Here is a 19,315-nt window from a genome sequence, read left to right as displayed (position 1 = left end):
AGGCTACTTTTGCTGCCTTTCATCAAGTAAAACAAGTAGCATCTGCTCAATATTTTTAACACTATAAGTAAGTGATCTCAGTAGCTCTTTCTCACTTTGCTCTGTTGCCTGCTGCGACGCTTTACCTTGGTTTGCCAATACATCTTTTTGCTCAAGTATCGCCTCTCTAAACTCACTCGCATTAACTACACCAAGCAAAGACACTAAAGCACCATTTCCTGACTGCCCTGCTGTTTCAAAGCTTAAACGATATAATTCAAAGATTCGCATGAGCGGCCCTTGGCTTAACCCTACATCTGTTATTTTTTCAAGCGGAATAGATTTTTCTTCTTTAAATAATATGCCACGTTTAACTACCAATTTTTGTGGTAATAAGTCAGCTGACATAGCTGCGAGTATTCGTCCGCTCACCAGCCATACAATCAGTAAAATGATAGGTATAAGCGGTATAGTAACAAGAGCCAACATTGCAAATAGCGAGGCAGTAACCATCCAGTATTGTTTTACTTTAGGATCAAAATTAGCACTTTTTAAGGTTAAGTTACTCATTAGCTTTCTTTTGTATGGTTGGGGATTTATAAAAGTACGCCAATCTAATATTGAATGCAATTTAGTCCAAACATTTATAATTAGCATTCAAATATACTTTCACACACTTATGTACATACAAAAAAGCCGAGCATACAGGGCTATGCTCGGCTTAGGTCTGGGAAAATATAACCGCTACTGTTTGTTGATAAGTATGCTCAAATTCTCTCTATCTGGGCCTATTACCTTGAAGGAGTAAGTACCTTGTTCGGTAATATTTAGTGCTATATTGGCACCTACGGCTTCAAGTAGTGTTAGTTCATCAATTGCCACTACCGGCGTATCGCCTGCTCCACCGTAATCAACGGTACTCCAATCTTCAGACGCTACTTTAAATTCGTAGTCACCTGCTTCTAAATCTATTGATGTAGAGTAAATTGCATCACCCTCGTACATAAGCGGGTTATCAGTACTCCAGTCATTTAAGCTGCCGCGAATAAATACCGTTGTTTGTGCAAACATTTCAGCGTTGAGCACTTTTAGCGATACGTTATTTAAATCACTGGCGTCAAATATAAACTGGTATTCACCTTCTTCTGCAATGTCGATGGTCATATTCGCGCCCGCAACCGACAACTGCTCAGCGGTGCCAACCATTACACTGGCATCACCCTCAGCCGATCCATAATCAACCGTGCTCCAATCTTCTGACGCTACTTTAAATTCATAACTTGCAGCACTCAGTGTTTTAGTAAAGGTGTAAATGCCTTTACCTTTATAACTTAGCTCATCGGTTACTCCCCAGTCATTAAGCGTACCGCGCACATAAATAGCAGTGCCTATAAATGGCTCTTCGTTGTATAAAGTAAGCGTTGGATTTTCAGGGTTTGAAGCATCAAGTGAAAATACATAGGTTGCATCAATAGCAGCGCTGAATGTCATGTTTGCACCTGAGCGCGTTAATGCCTCACTTTGGTTTTCAACTACATCTTTATCAGCGTCAGTAAGCGCGCCAAAATCAACTGTAGACCAATCTTCAGAGGCAATTTTAAATTCGTAATCGCCAGCGCTCAGTGCAATTGCTATACGGTATTCACCCTCGCCAATATATTCAAATGCATCGCGTGTGCCCCAGTCGTTTAAAGTCCCGCGCACAAACACAGCGGTGCTGCCATAAGGTACTACATCAGGTGCACCCACTGTCGCATTTGCACTTAAACCAGCACCTTGGCTCTCACCTTGGTTTTTAGTAAATACAGCTAATGTGTAAGGCGGTACAGTAAATGTGCCTTCGTTATCGCCAGCAGCAAAATTAGCATCGGTCATGCTTGCATCAACACTGTTTTTTAATACATCGTGTAATTCAAAATCCGCTGCGGTGGCAATAGTATGGCTAAGGGTTTGCTCGGTTGCGTTAATCACGACAACAAGCGCGTCAAATGCAGGGTCTAAGTCTGTTAGCCCTTCGCCATCATCAATGCTCATTACAATTAAGCCATGTTGCTGCGCTTTACCTACGTTATGAAAACCCACTCGCTCAATAACATCTTGCTCTGTGGTTAATCTAAAGAGTGGGCTGCTACTACGTATTTGTAAAAATTCATTAAATACATCATGTGCAAAGGTAATATCTTGTGGCTGTGCAGCCGCTTGGGTATTAGCAGAAATAGGCATAATTTCTTGCCATTTCACTTCGTTGTCTTGCGCGGGTGGCAAGCCAATATTCCAGTTATTGGTATCTTGGGTAAAATCAACAAAGTTAAACCAGTCGCCCGAATCGTAGCTGTTACGATCCATCGATTTTGAACGTAGCAAGTCGGCGCCCATTTGCATAAATGGAATACCTTGGCTCATAAGAGGGAGTGCTAACGCCATATTATGAGCACGAACGCGCTGCTCAATACTCATGTTAGCGCTGTGTTTATATTGCAGCTGATCCCATAGTGTTTCGTTATCATGTTTTGATACGTAATGAATGCTATCGGCAGGGTCTAGTGCATACGCCGTTGGCTGAGTATTCCAAGTAAAGCTATTACCCTTTACTGAGTTACCTTTAAAGTCTTTTAAAATGTAGTTTTGTAAATTACCCGCAAGCGACAAACGTAAAGTATCTTGCTCTGCTAAATTGCCATCTGTTGAGCTATTACTAAATAATGCGCCGCCGCGAACGGCTTCACGAATACGGTCGTTAAATGTACCTACTTCGCTACCGGCCATATCGGCTTGTTTGGCTTGTACAAATAATCGGTTATTTGCCACCTCACCAAAGTCCCAGCCTTCGCCATAAAAGTAGTTATCTTCATCAACGGCTTGCACTGCATCGCGTGCTGCAAGAATTGACGATTTTGGCATATGCCCCATTACATCAAATCTAAAGCTGTCATAGCCAAATTCGCGTGCCAAAATAACTAATGAATCACTAACAAACTTATCCATCATTACATGCTCTGTGGCTGTATTTTCACAACACGTTGAGCGCTCTATTTCACCACTTACTTCGTTATAACGGTGATAGTAACCCGGTACTAGTTTGTCAAATACCGATTTATCCCAAATACCCGACGATGTTGTATGGTTATAAACCACATCAAGCACTACGCGCAGACCAATAGATTGCAGTGATTGTACCATAGCGCGGGTTTCTTTAACGCGGGCAATGCCCTCTGGACTTGAGGCGTACGAGCCTTCAGGCGCTATAAAGTAATGCGGATCGTAACCCCAGTTAAAGCTATCTAAGCTGCGCATAGCATTAGCAAGTGCTTGTGCGTCATCTGAGCCTGGTAAATAACCGCTCATTAAATCAATAATGGTGCTGCTTTTATCTTGGGTTTTACACGCATCGGCTTCATCATTAATTTGCTCACATAAATCTCCTAGCGTATCGCTAATATCTACACGTTTACTGATGTCTTCATCTATGGTGCCAATATCAGTAATAGGTAATAAATGAAAATGCGTTAAGCCATTTTGAGCCAAAGTTTGTAAGTGCTGCATAGGAGCACTATTTAGCTCAGTAAACGCAAGGTACTTACCACGGTTAGCCTCTGTTACGCTGTTATCGCGTGCGCTAAAATCACGTACATGGCCCTCGTAAATAATCGCATCTTCTGGATTTTCTACCGTAGGAATAAGGCGTGTATCCCACCCTTCGGGTTTAGTGTCTTCATCGGCTAAATTAATTAACTGGCTGTATAAACCATTGGTAGATACATTTAGTGAGTAAGGGTCTGTGCTCCAAAGCGACTCTATTTGCTGAGTCAGTGGATGGTAAACATCAAAATTAAAGCGGTAGTAATGGCGGTCGTATTGCATATCTAAACTGGCTTGCCAAATACCTGTCTGTGTATTTAATGTCATTGGCGTAGAGTGCACTTGTGTTTTTGCATCATCAAACACGTTTAGCATCATGTTATTAGCGGTGGGTGCCCACACTGTGACATCAATCGCGTTATTGCCATAATTTACACCCAGCACAGCTTCATTAGCATCGTCTTCGCCTTGCGTGTAAAGGGCGTCGAGTGCTTTAGCGGTTTGCACATAGCTTGCTTCTAGAAGCTTACCTTCACTATCGTAACCTGCAATAACAAGCTGCGATTTAATAAGCGTTTTAGCCGTGCTTGTATCCCAACTTCCTTCGTATGCGTTCCAGGTGGTTAAATGCGGTACTTTTGCAGCCTGCTCATCAGTTATATTGCTTGATTGCAGCGTAACAGTATCGCCGTTTAAACCAGTATCAATATCCACTTCAAGCTGAGCGGTAGCTGATGAATGTAACTTAATTAGGCTTGTAAGCTCGTTACTTGGTTTATACAAAATAGTATTTAAATCAATCCAATGCGCTGAAGCACCTGTTATAGCAACTGCGCGTTCGCCTAAACTTAATATAGGGTATTCAAACACCGAAGGCTCGCCATGAATGGTAAAGTTCATACGCTGAAAGGTTTCATCGTCTTGCATCAGCGGCATGGTTAAATCCACATCACCAAACGCCTTACCTGACCCTTCTGTACCAATATGAATAATAAAATTGGCACATTCGTTATAACCCTCTTTAAGGTTAATTATCCAGTACGCACCGTAGTTTGGATCAATACCATCGTATTCATGGCCGTTAGCCCAATCACTGGTATCAAATGGTGGTGCATAAGCATCACACACATCGTTATTCCACGAATGTAATCGGTAACCTTCGTAGTTATCATCGGCTAAGCGGTTATAAAATAAAACCGCCTCTCCCTCCCCTGCAAATACAACAGGGTCTGGCAGGGTTGGGTCGGCGCCAACCACGCAACTTTCGTTATTTTCATCAGGTACTGTAGGTGCAGGGCACGATATAGGTTCGGGATCGACACATTGTGACCCCGCTTCATTAGGGACTTGTGGCACATTACAGGTAAGTAATGGTTCACCAGATTCAACATCACCTGTTCCACCACACGCTGCTAATAGCATTAACGCTAACGTTATTAGCAAATATTTAGACATAGTTATAATTTTCATTTTTAAACGCTCCGTTTGCTAATTAATGACTGTATGTAAAACCAAGGTAGAACTGACGACCAAAGTACTGAGTCGTCCCTGTTCGTTGCTCTGAGCCAAAGTAACTTTGGGTTGGTTCATCGGTTAAGTTATTAACTTGCAAAAGCATTGTTAGCGAGTCGCTAAAGCGATAAGAGGTTTGAAAGTCGACTACGGTTTCAGCATCAAAATTAACCACTTGCTCGTTAATGGCAACCTGCTCTGATACAAACTCATCGCGGTAGCGCACATTGAGGCGGGTTTCAAAATCATCCATTGAGTAAAAAAACGTGGCATTAAACACGTTATTAGATAGCCCAGGTAAAGATTGCGCTAACGTGTCGCCCCCTAAACTGGTGATCGATTCAATTTCACTCTCGGTGTATGAGTAACTTGCGTTAGCGCCTAAGCCATTAAATGGCTCAGGTAAAAAGGTAAACACTTGCGTATAAGCAAGCTCTAGCCCTCTGATATAGCCACCTTCACCGTTATTAACTGCCGTGGTATAAATACCGTTTATTGTCGCAACTTGCTCGCCACTAACTGGGTCTTCTATAGAGTCAGGTACGTTAAAGCCATTGCCTTTAAAGTCGAAGTTTTCGATTGATAAGGTTTCAACAAACGAGTCTATATTTTTATAAAATAACGCTGCTGCGATAGTGCCGTTACCTTCTTCAAAATAATATTCGTAAGATAAGTCGTACTGGTCGGCATAAAAGGGTTTTAAAAATGGGTTATTAGTACTTGAACCATTAATAACACCATCGTCACTTACGTTTGCACTGGCATCGCCCGCTAAGCGGTTAATTGGCGCACGCGACATTACTTTAGCCGCTGCAAAGCGCACAAGTGAATTGTCGTTAAGTTGCAGGTTTAAATTTAATGATGGTAAGTAGTCGGTGTATTTAGTGCCTAATACATTAGGTGCGTATAAATCATTTACAATGCCGTTCTCATCAACAATATTTTGCGCACCTAAGCGCGCATCGCCTGCTACGTTTTCTAGTACCGTTGCTGATTGGTCGGTTTCAACGCGGCGCACACCCACATTACCCGATAGGTCGAGCCCCCCTATTTGCGTGTTAATGTTTACCATAACGTACGCAGCTAGCACATCTTCAAACACCGAGCCGCTTTGTAGCAATGTCCACGAATAGTTAGTTGTGTAACCTTGCGCGTCGTCTACGCCATCGGCGTTGCCCCATGTTTGAACAGGCTCGGGCGTGCCATCTGGAAACCACGCATTGAGCGCTTTGTCTAAATCAATGGCTAAATACGACGGGAAATAACTAAACTCGCCCTGCCAGTCAACCACAGAAGCCATATCGTCGGTTAAACTCAAAGGCGGTTGCGTTGCTGAAAACGCCCCGTCGTTACCGTACTCAAATACCGAACGCTTTCGGCTGTATTCTCTATCTGAGTAGCGCGCACCAAACTCTACTGAGCTAAATATGTCGCTTTCTAGCTCGTATTTAAAATCTAGTCTAAATGCCGTTACTTCATCTTCTGTTTGATCTGGGTAAATACCATATTTGCTGACCATTACACGGTCTATATCGCTAAAGGCGGCCGCCTGATTAAACCCAACGTCAGGTAAGTTTAAGCCGTTTAATTGATAGTTAATTGCTACGTTGTTATCAAATACTGGCGTTTCTGCATTGGCATCTTCTGCTACTAAGCTCCACAGTAAGCCATTTCTAAAGTTACTTTTTGCGCGAGAAAGCGACACATCGGCATTTACGCTTAATCTATCGGTTACCTGCCAATCGGCATTAACGCCAAAACTATCTACTTCGTCAAAGTCTTGGTTGTCGTCGTTAACTATTTCAACGCGGGTATAGCTTTGCGAAGTGCGGTTAACCGCTGCGCCTATTACGGCATTACCATCGAGCTGAGCGTTAGCATATGCAGCTGTTGGCCCGCCTAATTTAACCCTCAGGCCACGGGCAAATGACTCTTTATCAAAGCGCGATAAAAATGCGTCACCTTTTAATTTAAAGTTATCTACCGGCGCCCACTCTATAGCTGCTAAGTAACCATTACGGGTTTCTTCGCCGCCTAAATGCTGTAGCTCAAAGCCTTCGCTAATGTATTCGTTTTCTGGATTAGCTAAAGGGCCATTGGTGTCGTTAGCTGCGCCATCAACGTCTTTTGTGTCGTTGTAAGCAAGGCCAATAAACTGCGTTGCTACACTTGGCTGAAACAAACGCGCATAGCCCAGCGCCACGCCTAATGTGTCGTCTAGGTATTTGCCTTGATACGAAAAACTAATTCGGTCGCCAAATTCAGTGGCATCCGATACCTCTGAGGCGCGGTCGTTATACATACCGCGCACATTAGCTACAAATTTATGTGTTTGGTCGTTATTGAGTGGGCTGGCGGTTTCAAGCTCTACCGTACCGGCCACGCCACCTTCAATAAGCGATGCCTTTGGCGATTTGTATACCGCCGCAGAGCTAATTAATTCTGACGGATATTGGTCAAACTCAATACTGCGGCTGCCACTTGTAGATACTTGCTCGCGGCCATTAAGTGTTGAAAATACAAACCCGCCCGACAGCCCGCGTATATTAATTTGCGCCGCTTGGCCGCCCGTTCTTACTGCTGAAATGCCTGGTAATCGTGTAAGCGCATCGGCCATTGAAATATCAGGCAATGCCCCTAAATCATCGGCAGAAATTTGTTCTGACACCGTATCGCTAAAACGCTTTTGATTTAAAGATTGGATTAAACTGCGACTAAAGCCTCGCACTTCAATAATTTCTAAATCTTCAGCTTGTGTGCTGGGTGATTGATTTGTTGAGTCTTCGTTTGCAGCCAATGCACTATTTGCGGCAAATAAAGCCAGCATAAGTGCACTTAGTTTAAACTTGTCCATGTGTGTGAACCTTTGAGTTATTGTTGTCAGGTGTTGCTGTGTTGTTCAAAACACAACCAACAAATTGTAACTAAAAGGTAAGATTACTGTGATGAATACGTATGCAGGGCATGAGAGTTAGGCTGCAGGTGTATGCGCGTACATACACCTGCATTTGGAACGCTATTTAAAGGCTAAGCACCACTTTTATCGCAAGAGCAATAAACACAACACCCAGTATTTTATCAAGCCACGGGTTTTGCTTGGTAAATCCAAAGCGGTTTTTTGAAACCTCGGTCAGTAACGCCACCAGCAAGTACCAACCGGTATCAATTACAAACACAGTTAAACACATAATTATGCCCACACTTAAAGTAAGTAGCTGAGGGTCAATAAACTGTGAGAACAAGGCTAAAAAGAAAATCGCGAGCTTGGGGTTTAAAAAAGCAATGGCAAAACCATCTTGTAATGCTTTAGCTTCACTTACCTCACTTTTTTGTACTTCAAGTTCGTTATTACTTGGTTTTGCTAGCAATATTTTTATACCTAAATACGTCAAATAGGCCGCACCTAAGTAAACTAGTATTTGATAAACAGTTGGAAACTGCGTCATTAAAGCGCCTAACCCCAATAACGATGCACCGGCATACAAGCCAACGCCAATACCATGACTGAGCGCGGCAAGCATACCGTTTTTCATACTGCCATTAAGTGAGTGCTTTAAAACCACCGCTAAACTTGGCCCTGGTGACATTGCACCCATCATGCAGATAGCCGCTAGGCTTAACCATACTGAAAGTGTCATCTAAAGCTCGTCAGTTTCAATAAATAATGTATAACCGTGCACTTGCCCATAAAAGCCACTTAATGGCACTGCGTTTATTACTTTCCAACCATCTTGGTTTAATTCCTGTATGCGATCATTCAGTGCGACTATATCTACGCCACCCAAAAAACGGGTCTTTCTAAATTCGATTACTTTTTGCATTTTAGTCCTTGTGTACTTTATAAAGTGTATTCAAAATCGTAGTAGTGAATTCCTTGCTCAATACGTATTTTCATACTGCCAGTTAACCCTTCTAGCTCATTAGTGCCTGAATCGGGTATTACATTTAAAATTAGGCTGTCTTGCCCTTTATCCATCGTGCCAAAATGCTGCAGTACAAAACTGCCTTTTTTGCCGTCAAGCTCACCTATCACTTGCTCTATGGCAACATAACCGGCGCTGCCTTGCGTAGGTGTCATGGCGCTTAGCATTTCGCCCTGGCTGGTAGCATTAAGCACACCACTAAATGTTTTATCTATCGACATACGCCCTAAGTTAATACCATTTTGGCCGCTTGCGTAGCCTTCTATTGGCGCTAGATTTACATTAAATTCTCCACTTACGGTTGCAGTAGTCATAACGTTTCCTTATTGATGCTAATATTTAAGAGTATTGATTTTTATTATCTTAGTGCCATATCTATACCTTAACCTTTAAAAAGAATCCACTATGTCAAAAAACACCTCTGCATCCGAAAAAGCTGCGTTTAGCAGTTTATTACCTGTTTTTGCGTTTATTAAACCGTACAAATGGATGGTAGCCGCCGCCCTAGCTGCGTTATTAGTTACCGCAGGCGTTAACTTGTCATTAGGGCAAGGTGTTAAATTTGTTATTGATCATGGCTTTATTGCAGGATCAAAGGCCCAATTACAGCAGGCCGTATTAGTACTTATTGGTTTAATCAGCTTGTTAGCGATAGGTACCTTTAGCCGTTTTTATTTAATGTCGTGGATTGGCGAACGAGTCAGTAACGATATTCGAAAAGCCGTATTTAATCGTATTGTAACGCTGCACCCTAGCTATTTTGAAGAAAACCGCAGTGGCGAGCTTATGTCGCGTTTAACCACCGACACCACATTACTGCAATCAATTATCGGTTCATCTTTTTCTATGGCGCTGCGCAGTGTACTTATGTTGATTGGTGGCTTAGCTATGCTGTTGTTCACTAATTTAAAACTTACTTTAGTGGTTGTAGCCTGTGTACCACTGGTACTTGTTCCCATGATGGTATTTGGTCGCAAGGTACGCAAACTCGCAAGCTCTAGCCAAGATGCCATTGCCGACATAAGTACCTATGCCGGAGAAATCATACAAAATATTAAAGTAGTGCAAAGCTATAGCCATGAAGAGCAAGAGCAATATGCCTTTGCGCTTGAGACCGAAAAAGCCTTTAACGTGGCTAAAAAACGTATTAAGCAACGTTCATTTTTAATAGCCGTGGTGATTTTTTTAACCTTTAGTGCCATTAGCGCTATGTTATGGGTAGGTGGTAATGACGTACTTGCAGGCACCATGAGCGGGGGTGAGCTAGGTGCGTTTGTGTTTTACGCTATTATGGTTGCAATGTCGGTGGCAACCGTTGCTGAAGTATATGGCGAACTACAACGTGCAGCAGGCGCTGCGGCGAGATTACTTGAGTTACTTGCTGTTAAAAGTGAGATAGAAAACCCGCTAAACCCACAAGATAGTCATTTACTGCATGATAGTAGTAGCCCTGCGATTACGCTTGAAAATATAAGCTTTAACTACCCTTCTCGCCCAGACGTAAGCGCGCTTAATAAAATAAGCCTAAATATAAATCAAGGCCAAACCGTGGCAATTGTTGGCCCTTCTGGCGCAGGTAAAACAACATTATTTGAATTACTACAGCGCTTTTACGATCCTGCTAGCGGAGCCATTAAATTTAAAGATGTAAACATTAAAGATTTATCACTTAATACTCTGCGCAATAAAATGGGCATGGTAGCGCAAAACCCTATTTTATTTAGCTCCGATGTAATGCATAACATTCGTTACGGCAACCCAAGTGCAACCGATGAGCAAGTATATGCCGCAGCAAAGTATGCGCATGCCGATGAATTTATCAAACAGTTACCGCAAGGTTATAACAGCTTTTTAGGTGAGCAGGGTGTGAGGTTATCCGGTGGGCAAAAGCAGCGAATTGTGCTTGCACGTGCCATATTAAAAGACCCTGAAATACTTCTTCTTGATGAAGCCACCAGCGCGCTGGATGCGCAAAGTGAGCACCATGTACAAGCTGCACTTGAGCATTTAATGCAAAACAGAACAACGTTAATAATTGCCCATCGGCTGGCAACGGTAAAACATGCCGATGTAATTGTAGTAATGGAAAATGGGGAAATAATAGCAACGGGTACTCACCAAGAGTTGTTAGCAAGTAACCCGCTGTATCAAAAACTGTGTGAATTACAGTTTAATAAGGATTAACCTTCGGTATTTGGCACTATCTGAATTTCTACACGGCGGTTTTGAGCACGGCCATTTGCACTATCATTAGTTGCAATTGGGCGTGTTTCGCCATAGCCCATGGTGCTAATACGTGTAGCCATAATTTGTTGGTTCACTAAGTAGTCTTTCACACTTTGTGCGCGTTCACGCGATAGGTTCATGTTGAAGCTATCTTTACCCGTACTGTCGGTATGACCTTCTACACTAAGGTAGGTTTTTTCGTACTTGTTCATTACTTTAGCAATCGCATCTAACGTATCGTTAAAGCCTGATGAAATATAAGATTGAGCAGTCGCAAACGTAATGTTTGATGGCATTACTAAGCGTAAGTTATCGCCCTCTCGTACTACTTCTACACCAGAGCCCGCTAATTCATCACGAAATGCTTCTTCTTGCTTATCCATGTAGTCGCCAACAGCTGCGCCCGCTAGTGCACCAATAGCTGCACCAATAAAAATACGTTTATCTTTATGATTACCCGTAGCCTTACCTAATACACCTCCGGCTGCGGCGCCTATAGCGGCTCCTTTACCTGTGTTATTCATTTCACAACCAGAAAGTAATACAGCTACTACGGTTACGCTTAAAAGTGATTTAGTTAAAGTCATGGTGATACCTTATTCATTAAGAATTTAGCAAGAGTATGCAAATACATGTATGAACAAACTATGAAGAGAGTGTTAAAAGCAACGCATCTTGCTTGATTGTTAAACAGACCTCAAACTAATGTGCCATTTTAATAAAAATGTCATACTACGCTGTGACAATTTAATGAATTTTACAAAGGATATTGGCGCAATGTTAATTGCTATTTTTAGACAGTTTTTTTTACTAGGGTGCATGAGTTTTGGTGGCCCCGCTGCGCATTTAGGTTATTTTAAACGTCACTTTGTAGACTCGTTAAATTGGCTAACCAATACTCGTTACGCACAACTTATTAGTTTAAGCCAAGCACTGCCAGGACCAGGCTCTAGCCAAGTTAGTTTTGCTATTGGCGTTGAGCGTGCTGGAGTACTGGGTGGTATAGCTGCCTTTGTAGGCTTTACTCTGCCTTCGTTTTTAATAATGGTGCTGCTTGCGGTTAGTGCTCATCAGTTTGACGCTGTTTACTTTGCTATTATTACAGGCTTAAAGTTATTTGCCGTTGTTATAGTTGCTGATGCCACACTTAGTATGGCTAAAAGCTTTTGTACAAGTGCTGCGCTTAAGTTACTTGCCGTAATGAGTACACTTGCTTTGGTATTATTTCCAATGATGGCCACTCAAATCGCTATTTTAATAACCGCTGCAGCAGTAGGTGCTATATGGCCTTTATTAAAACTGGGTACAGCCACAAAAAATGTTAGCAGTACAAAAAGCAATATTAATTGGATTGTACTGGGGTTATTTGCGCTCTTACTTGGTGTGAGCTTTATTCCACTAGGGCATGAGTTTGCTTTGTTTGCCCCTTTTTACCAAGCAGGTGCAATGGTGTTTGGCGGCGGACACGTAGTGCTACCGGTACTTCAAGCAGGCGTACCAGCATTGAGTGATGATCAGTTTTTAAGTGCTTACGCGAGTGCACAAGCGGTGCCAGGACCTATGTTTACTATTGCTACTTACTTAGGCGCACAACTTACTACAGAGCAACCTTTAGTGGGTGCTCTTATAGCTACACTACTTATATTTATGCCTGGTTTTTTACTTATACTCGCGTTTCAAAAGAGCTGGATTAACTTGGCAAGTAAGCCACGCTTTGCAAGCTCAATAGCGGCGCTTAATGCTGCGGTAGTCGGTTTTTTAGCGGCTGCACTGTATTCACCAATCTGGACATCAGCTGTGCATAGTCTTTGGCAAGTTGCGTTAGTAATAATTGTATTTGCATGGCTGCAATTTAAAAAGCCACCTATTTGGTGGCTCTTAGCTTTGTTTATTACTGTGGGTCTTTTACAACACTATTTGCCATCACTCTAAATGTTGGCTTATCTGTTTGTTGCTCGTTGGGAGGGCTTAACTGCCCACTAACACTTTGATACGCCCTAAGCCCAAACACAGGTAATACCGCAAGCAAATGATCCATTATTTCGGCTTGTAAGTGCTCGTACGAAATCCAGCGTTTATCTTCACTAAAGCAATAAAACTCAATAGGCAAACCATGATTAAGTGGTTGTAGCTCTCGTACCATTAACGTAAGCGACGTATTAATTTTACTGTGCTGTTTTAAATAGCCTTCTGCATAACGACGAAACAGCCCTAAATTAGAAACCTGAGCAGGTAATGTCGTTACTCGAATATAGTCGTGCAGCGGAATAGCCGCATCAATTTGCTTTCTAAACTCATCACCCACTAAACAAATACTGTGCATATCTATGTTAAGTGAACGTTTAATACGCCTACCGCCCGACTCTTGCATGCCGCGCCAGTTTTTAAATGAACCCGCTACCAACATATAAGTTGGAATAGTTGTTATGGTGTTATCCCAGTTACGTACCTTTACAGTGTTTAAACCCAAATCAATTACTTCGCCATCGGCGCCGTAGTTTTCTACTTGAATCCAATCACCATAGGTTACTAAACGGTTTGCTGCTATTTGAATACTGGCTACAAAGCCTAAAATAGTGTCTTTAAATACTAATAACGTAACGGCAGCAATCGCACCAAAGCCAGAGAGAATATAAGTAGGTGACTTCTCAAGAAAAATGCTCACAATTAAAATTGCACACACAATAAAGGTTATTAGCTTAACAACCTGAATTAAGCCTTGAATGGGTACTTCGCGGGCAAACTCTAACTGGTTATAAATAGTACCCGCAATGCTCACAATACTACTAAAAATGAACCCGGCATAAATAATAAGTAAAGCTTGTCCTATCGTTTTTAGTATTTCTGCTGCTATTTCGTTAACTGGGTATACACTATCAAATGTAGCTAAAAACAATACGCAGCAAAGCATTCCTGCAATACGTTTATTTAGCTTATTAAGCATAGGCGAAAGCGCACCAATTCGCTCAGGGGAAAGCCTCGTCACTATTTTTTGAATGCCAGGTAACATTAACCTACGAGTAAATAAGTAAACAATTAATAAAGAAAAGATCCCTATCGAGACTGCGGTGATTGAGCTAAGAAAATCCGCGTCGGGTACTTTTTCAAACCAAGGAGCAATTAATTCCTGTAGGTGGGTGTTGGTCATAGTGTTTCAATTTCCTTACTAATTTGTGGTTCAGGTAAATCTTGTTGAGCATAAATGTCGGCAAGCTGCTGATCTTTAGCAACCCATAGCTCATTCACATAATGTTGAAAATTAACTTTAAATACGTCATCGCTTTGATAGCTGCCCTGCATGCTTTCATTAATGGGCGTTACGTTTATTGAAACATAAATAGAATCTAGCTCACCTTTTAACAAGTTACGACAAACATGATCTGTTTTACCGCTATACACTAAACTTGTATTAAGCATGGCATCAAATTGATCAGCTAATACTTCAAGCGCAAAAGCGATGCCGCCAGCTTTAGGCTTTAATAAATACTTAAAAGGACTTTGTTGCAGATTATGTTTGGCTGGCGTATAGCGTGTACCTTCAACAAAATTAATGATGGTAGTAGGATGATGACGAAAATTACGACAGCTACGCTTGGTGCGCTCTACATCTAATCCTTTCAACTTTGGGTTTTTAGCTAGTTGCGCTTTGCTTACCCGTTTCATAAACGGCATACCCATAGCCCACGCACCAGTCCCAATAAAAGGCATGTATTTTAACCCGTCTTTTAAAAAGAACTTAGGGGAAGGCAATGCATGTAATGAGCTAAGTACGGTTATATCTAACCAACTCGCGTGGTTACAAATAAGTAAATACCAACTTTTTGAGTTTAAGTCGCCACTTATATCAACCACAATATTAGGGCAACCTAACCAAAGCCCTAAACGGTTGCCGTTACACCACCCTCGGTAAGCGCTGTGTAATATAGAGTTAACCACAGGCAAAGGCAGTAATAACTTAATAAGGCCCAGTACAAATACTAGCGAGCCAAAAAGTATCATGTTAGAAAACAATACGCAGCCTACAATTAAGCCGTTAAGCCAATTGGGTAACCACTTTTTTAGCATAACTGTAAGCTCATATTTTTACCTTTTACTTATGGTTTTTTCGAGCGATTGCAGTGTTTGCTCTTTGTTTTCCCATAAGCGGTTTAACTCGCTTTGAAAGCGAACTCTAAATTCAGAATCACCTGTGTAGTCACCAATAAGTTCTTCGCTTACCGGCCTTACTTCCACGTGTACGTTGATATTTTTTACCTTACCACCAGCAAAATCCATAAAAGTAGGAATGCCATCAGGGTAGTGAATTGTTACGTTAACCACTTTAGTAATTTGCTCGCCCATTGCTTGCATTACAAAAGCAATCCCGCCCGCTTTTGGTTTTAATAAATGTGGGAACGGGCTATTTTGACGCTCATGCTTTTGCGTAGTAAAACGAGTGCCTTCTACAAAGTTAACTACGGTTACTGGCATTTCTTTAAATTTTTCACACGCTTTACGCGTGGTTTCTAAATCTTTGCCACGCAACTTTGGATTCTTTTTTAATTGGCTTTTGCTCGTGCGAGTCATAAACGGAAAATCAAGCGCCCACCAACACAAACCTAAAATAGGCACGTAAATAAGCTCTTTTTTCAAAAAGAAGTTTAAAAATGGAATTTTTCGATTAAACACACGTTGCAATACTAAAATATCGACCCAGCTTTGGTGATTTGCTATTACTAGGTACCAATCCTTTAGTTTAAGGTCTTCAAGGCCAGTTACATTAAGTTTAGTTGGCGTAAATAACTTTTGATTTAAGCTATTAAAGGTAACCCAAATAGTTGCAAATTGCTTAGCTGCCCAGCTCATAAGCTTTTGTAAAGGCTTAATAGGGATAAGCTTTATAAGCCCACAAACAAAAATAGGCACAAACCAAAAAAGTGTGTTTATTGTGTAAAAAATAATACTAAATACACTGCGAATAACTGACATTACTTCCATTCCTTTAAACATTGCGCAGCCACTAATACTGCGCTTTCAGTTGCTTACAAATTAATCTTCAAAATAGGTATAGCCTTCAAGGCCTGCATTAAGCTCAGCTAAATAACCTTCTTTACACTGCGTCGATACATCAAGTTTATTAACTTGGTACGCAAAGTTGTCAGCTAAAATGGCGCTATCATAGTCAACAAACTTTAATACATCCTTAACGCTATCACCTTTTATGGCATTGGTTAACACATAACCTTCATCGTTAAGCTCTACATGCACAGAATCAGTGTCACCAAATAGGTTATGTAAATCGCCTAAAATTTCTTGATATGCACCCACCATAAACATAGCAATGTGGTATTGCTCACCGTGTTTATATTCTGGTATTGGTAGGCTGGTTTCGATACCTGCGCCTTCAACGTATTCGCGGATTTGCCCGTCAGAGTCACAGGTAATATCTTGAATAATCGCGCGCTGAGTCAATGGTTGAGTTAAGTTTTCGATTGGCATAACCGGAAACAACTGCTGAATACCCCATACATCAGGCAATGACTGAAATAATGAAAAGTTAACAAAGAGTTTATCGGCAAGCTTTTCGTTTAAATCGTCGAGGACTTCACGGTGCGCGCGCGCATTATTACTAAGCGATGCACGTACACGATGTAAAATAGTAAAGTAAAGCTGCTCTATTTTCGCCCACTCTAGCATGCTTACTAAGCCATGCACGTACTGATCGTGCGCTTCGCTAAATAAGTGCATAGCGTCGTGATAAATCTCAAGTGCCATACGCGGGTTTAAACGCTGTAAACACTGCCACATTTCATCAAGCACTAACGCGCTATTTTCAAGCGGTGGCTCTGGATTTAAATGATTGGGCGCTTTTTCTACGTCAATTACATCGGTAATTAATACCGCATGGTGAGCGGTTAAAGCGCGCCCCGATTCGGTGATAATGGCCGGATGCGTAAGGTTATGCTGATCGCACACCTCTGCAAATGCATTCACTACATTACGCGCGTACTCTTCTACGGTGTAATTCATTGAACACGCACTGCGTGAGCCAGAGCCCTCGTAATCAACGCCTAAGCCGCCGCCTACATCAACGGTGTTTAACGGTACGTTTAATTGTGTAAGCTCAGCAAAGTGGCGTGCACATTCACGCAAAGCACGGTGAATATCACGAATGTTGGCAATTTGAGAACCAATATGAAAATGCACCATTTGCATTAAGTGCAGCTTATTATGCTTTTTCAGCACTTCAACAGCACTTAGTACTTGGCCTGCTGTTAAACCAAACTTGCCTTTTTCGCCGCCCGTGTTTTGCCACTTGCCTTTGCCTACTGAGTTTAGGCGAATGCGAATGCCAATGGCCGGTTCAATGCCTAGGTTGTCTATTTCTTCAAGTAGTGTGGTCAGTTCTGAAAGCTTCTCTACCACAATTTTTACGCTGTGGCCCATTGCTTGACCAATACACGCTAGGCGTAAAAACTCACTGTCTTTATAGCCGTTACACACAATAGTAATTGGCTCTTTTGCTACACCCAAAATAGCCATAAGTTCTGGCTTTGAGCCGGCTTCTAAGCCAACAAGCCCGCTTGGATGCGCTAATAGCTTACTTACTACAGAGCGTTGCTGATTTACTTTAATTGGGTAAACACAGGTGTATTTACCGTTATATTCACGATTTGCTCGCGCTTGCGTAAACGCGTTAGTGAGCGTATCTACACGATTTTTTAAAATATCAGTAAAGCGTACTAAAACCGGCAATGTTAAACCTTGTTGTTTAAACTGCTCTGTTAATTGCGTTAAAGAAATGGCCGGTTTTGTTTGGTCGCCATCTGGGTAAGCCACCAGTTCGCCTTGTGCGTTAATATCAAAATAACCATCACTCCAATGAGCAACGTTATAAGTGGCGCGTGCTGTTTCTAAACCCCAGGTCATGGCAACTCTTCTTTAGTCAATTAGGTATAAAGGCGCATTTTAATACGTCACTATCCACTAGGCTAACAAAAATTGAACTTTCACTCACTCCTAACTAACTTTATTCGTCAAATCAGTTAAAATGTCATTGAGCAAAACGCCAAGCACTGGCAGAATTGCCCCTTTTTCATACTCAACCTAAAAAAGTGTAATAGTAACTATGGCAAATTTAGATCAAAGTAAGTGGTTTACTGAAATTAGCGACCGCGATGGCAGCGCATTTTCATTACGTATTAATAAAAAGTTAGATGAAAAACAGTCTCCTTTTCAAAAGGTAGAAATGTTTGAAACCACAGACTTTGGTAATTTAATGATCATCGACGGGTGTACTATGGTAACAACCCGCGAAAACTTCTTTTATCATGAGATGATCAGCCACCCTGCACTTTTAGCGCACCCAAACCCTAAAAACGTCGTTATTATTGGCGGCGGCGACTGCGGTACTTTACGCGAAGTATTAAAACACCCAGGCGTAGAAACTGTAACGCAAATAGATATAGACGAAGTAGTAACGCAAATGTCGTTAAAATACTTCCCAGAGCTTTGTGAATCTAACAACGACGCCCGTGCAACGGTTATGTTTGACGACGGTATTAAATACATGCGCGAAGCCGCTGGCGAATCTATCGACGTGGTTATTGTTGATGGCACCGATCCGGTGGGTCCAGGTGAAGGTTTATTTAATCATGCGTTTTACACAAGCTGTTTAGATGCACTGCGCCCAGGTGGTATTTTAGTACAACAAAGCGAATCACCTCTTATGCATATGCCATTATTAGTTGAAATGCGCGAAGCAATGCTAAGCGTAGGCTTTAACGATTTACAAACACTGCCATTCCCGCAACCAATTTACCCAAGCGGTTTATGGTCGGTAACACTTGCACGTAAATCACAAGCATTTGACGGCTTTAGAGAAGATGGCGCGGCACAAATTGCAGTGCACAGTGAATACTACAATAGCGGTATTCATCATGGCGCACTCGCTACACCTAACTACATGAAACGCGCATTCGATAAAAAATAATACCAATCTGCTTATATATGGGGTCTATTTAACGTTAAGAAAATTACGCTAGAACTAGGCAAAAATTTTTGTATCTAGTTGTTCTAAATAAAAAATTTTTAACGACGTTATAGTGCAATTTAAT

Annotated in this window: 14 protein-coding genes; 3 read left to right on the top strand and 11 right to left on the bottom strand. The window is 41.7% G+C overall.

Annotation, left to right across the window (positions count from 1 at the left end):
• Nucleotides 1-3: 3 nt before the first annotated feature.
• The 6 genes from H4J63_RS11485 to H4J63_RS11460 form a co-directional block, all read right to left on the bottom strand.
• Nucleotides 4-549, bottom strand: coding sequence for a PH domain-containing protein (locus tag H4J63_RS11485; RefSeq protein WP_182196653.1), 546 nt, complete (start codon nt 547-549; stop codon nt 4-6).
• Between the two features lie 174 nt (nt 550-723).
• Nucleotides 724-5,028 (bottom strand): alpha-1,6-glucosidase domain-containing protein, encoded by a 4,305-nt coding sequence (locus tag H4J63_RS11480; RefSeq protein ID WP_182196651.1) that lies wholly within the window; start codon nt 5,026-5,028, stop codon nt 724-726.
• 22 nt (nt 5,029-5,050) lie between these two features.
• Nucleotides 5,051-7,924: a TonB-dependent receptor gene (locus H4J63_RS11475; RefSeq protein WP_182196648.1), complete on the bottom strand. Its 2,874-nt coding sequence runs from the start codon at nt 7,922-7,924 to the stop codon at nt 5,051-5,053.
• A 166-nt stretch (nt 7,925-8,090) separates the two neighbouring features.
• On the bottom strand, nt 8,091-8,708 hold the full coding sequence (locus H4J63_RS11470) for a LysE family translocator (RefSeq protein ID WP_182196645.1): 618 nt from the start codon (nt 8,706-8,708) through the stop codon (nt 8,091-8,093).
• Nucleotides 8,709-8,891 carry a hypothetical protein gene (locus tag H4J63_RS11465; protein ID WP_170072835.1) on the bottom strand — a complete coding sequence of 61 codons (183 nt, stop codon included), beginning with the start codon at nt 8,889-8,891 and terminating at the stop codon, nt 8,709-8,711.
• Between the two features lie 17 nt (nt 8,892-8,908).
• Entirely contained in the window at nt 8,909-9,307 is a 399-nt protein-coding gene (locus tag H4J63_RS11460; RefSeq protein WP_024599479.1) for a DUF3224 domain-containing protein, read from the bottom strand.
• 91 nt (nt 9,308-9,398) lie between these two features.
• Here H4J63_RS11460 and H4J63_RS11455 point away from each other — a divergent pair, with 91 nt between their 5' ends.
• A complete protein-coding gene (locus H4J63_RS11455) occupies nt 9,399-11,177 on the top strand; it encodes an ABC transporter transmembrane domain-containing protein (protein ID WP_182196640.1) in 1,779 nt (592 codons plus the stop codon).
• On the opposite strand, the gene H4J63_RS11450 is transcribed toward H4J63_RS11455, so the two are convergent.
• Complete coding sequence (locus H4J63_RS11450; RefSeq protein WP_024599477.1) at nt 11,174-11,806, bottom strand: OmpA family protein; 633 nt, start codon at nt 11,804-11,806, stop codon at nt 11,174-11,176. The genes H4J63_RS11455 and H4J63_RS11450 overlap by 4 nt on opposite strands.
• 190 nt (nt 11,807-11,996) lie before the next feature.
• On the opposite strand from H4J63_RS11450, the gene chrA reads away from it, so the two are divergent.
• On the top strand, nt 11,997-13,151 hold the full coding sequence (chrA, locus tag H4J63_RS11445) for a chromate efflux transporter (RefSeq protein ID WP_182196666.1): 1,155 nt from the start codon (nt 11,997-11,999) through the stop codon (nt 13,149-13,151).
• On the opposite strand, the gene H4J63_RS11440 is transcribed toward chrA, so the two are convergent.
• From H4J63_RS11440 to speA, 4 genes are read right to left on the bottom strand one after another with little or no spacing between them, the layout of a single operon-like run.
• Entirely contained in the window at nt 13,111-14,367 is a 1,257-nt protein-coding gene (locus tag H4J63_RS11440; protein WP_024599475.1) for a mechanosensitive ion channel family protein, read from the bottom strand. The genes chrA and H4J63_RS11440 overlap by 41 nt on opposite strands.
• Nucleotides 14,364-15,284, bottom strand: coding sequence for an acetyltransferase (locus H4J63_RS11435; protein ID WP_182196637.1), 921 nt, complete (start codon nt 15,282-15,284; stop codon nt 14,364-14,366). Before H4J63_RS11435 ends, H4J63_RS11440 begins: the two co-directional genes overlap by 4 nt.
• A gap of 18 nt (nt 15,285-15,302) precedes the next feature.
• Nucleotides 15,303-16,187, bottom strand: coding sequence for an acyltransferase (locus H4J63_RS11430; RefSeq protein WP_024599473.1), 885 nt, complete (start codon nt 16,185-16,187; stop codon nt 15,303-15,305).
• Nucleotides 16,188-16,247: 60 nt separating this feature from the next.
• Nucleotides 16,248-18,128, bottom strand: a complete 1,881-nt coding sequence (gene speA / locus H4J63_RS11425; protein ID WP_024591379.1) for a biosynthetic arginine decarboxylase — start codon at nt 18,126-18,128, stop codon at nt 16,248-16,250.
• 199 nt (nt 18,129-18,327) lie between these two features.
• On the opposite strand from speA, the gene speE reads away from it, so the two are divergent.
• Nucleotides 18,328-19,191 (top strand): polyamine aminopropyltransferase, encoded by an 864-nt coding sequence (speE, locus tag H4J63_RS11420; protein ID WP_182196635.1) that lies wholly within the window; start codon nt 18,328-18,330, stop codon nt 19,189-19,191.
• Nucleotides 19,192-19,315: the final 124 nt, after the last annotated feature.

The sequence above is a fragment of the Pseudoalteromonas sp. 5Ae-yellow genome (genome assembly GCF_014077565.1).
In the GTDB taxonomy this organism is placed as follows: Bacteria; Pseudomonadota; Gammaproteobacteria; order Enterobacterales; family Alteromonadaceae; genus Pseudoalteromonas.
This window is presented reverse-complemented; position numbering and strand designations above follow the sequence as displayed.

Coding starts and splice junctions, on each gene's coding strand:
- H4J63_RS11485 (WP_182196653.1), bottom strand. CDS start 549: ATGAGTAACTTAACCTTAAAAAGTGCTAATTTTGATCCTAAAGTAAAA.
- H4J63_RS11480 (WP_182196651.1), bottom strand. CDS start 5,028: ATGAAAATTATAACTATGTCTAAATATTTGCTAATAACGTTAGCGTTA.
- H4J63_RS11475 (WP_182196648.1), bottom strand. CDS start 7,924: ATGGACAAGTTTAAACTAAGTGCACTTATGCTGGCTTTATTTGCCGCA.
- H4J63_RS11470 (WP_182196645.1), bottom strand. CDS start 8,708: ATGACACTTTCAGTATGGTTAAGCCTAGCGGCTATCTGCATGATGGGT.
- H4J63_RS11465 (WP_170072835.1), bottom strand. CDS start 8,891: ATGCAAAAAGTAATCGAATTTAGAAAGACCCGTTTTTTGGGTGGCGTA.
- H4J63_RS11460 (WP_024599479.1), bottom strand. CDS start 9,307: ATGACTACTGCAACCGTAAGTGGAGAATTTAATGTAAATCTAGCGCCA.
- H4J63_RS11455 (WP_182196640.1), top strand. CDS start 9,399: ATGTCAAAAAACACCTCTGCATCCGAAAAAGCTGCGTTTAGCAGTTTA.
- H4J63_RS11450 (WP_024599477.1), bottom strand. CDS start 11,806: ATGACTTTAACTAAATCACTTTTAAGCGTAACCGTAGTAGCTGTATTA.
- chrA (WP_182196666.1), top strand. CDS start 11,997: ATGTTAATTGCTATTTTTAGACAGTTTTTTTTACTAGGGTGCATGAGT.
- H4J63_RS11440 (WP_024599475.1), bottom strand. CDS start 14,367: ATGACCAACACCCACCTACAGGAATTAATTGCTCCTTGGTTTGAAAAA.
- H4J63_RS11435 (WP_182196637.1), bottom strand. CDS start 15,284: ATGCTAAAAAAGTGGTTACCCAATTGGCTTAACGGCTTAATTGTAGGC.
- H4J63_RS11430 (WP_024599473.1), bottom strand. CDS start 16,187: ATGTCAGTTATTCGCAGTGTATTTAGTATTATTTTTTACACAATAAAC.
- speA (WP_024591379.1), bottom strand. CDS start 18,128: ATGACCTGGGGTTTAGAAACAGCACGCGCCACTTATAACGTTGCTCAT.
- speE (WP_182196635.1), top strand. CDS start 18,328: ATGGCAAATTTAGATCAAAGTAAGTGGTTTACTGAAATTAGCGACCGC.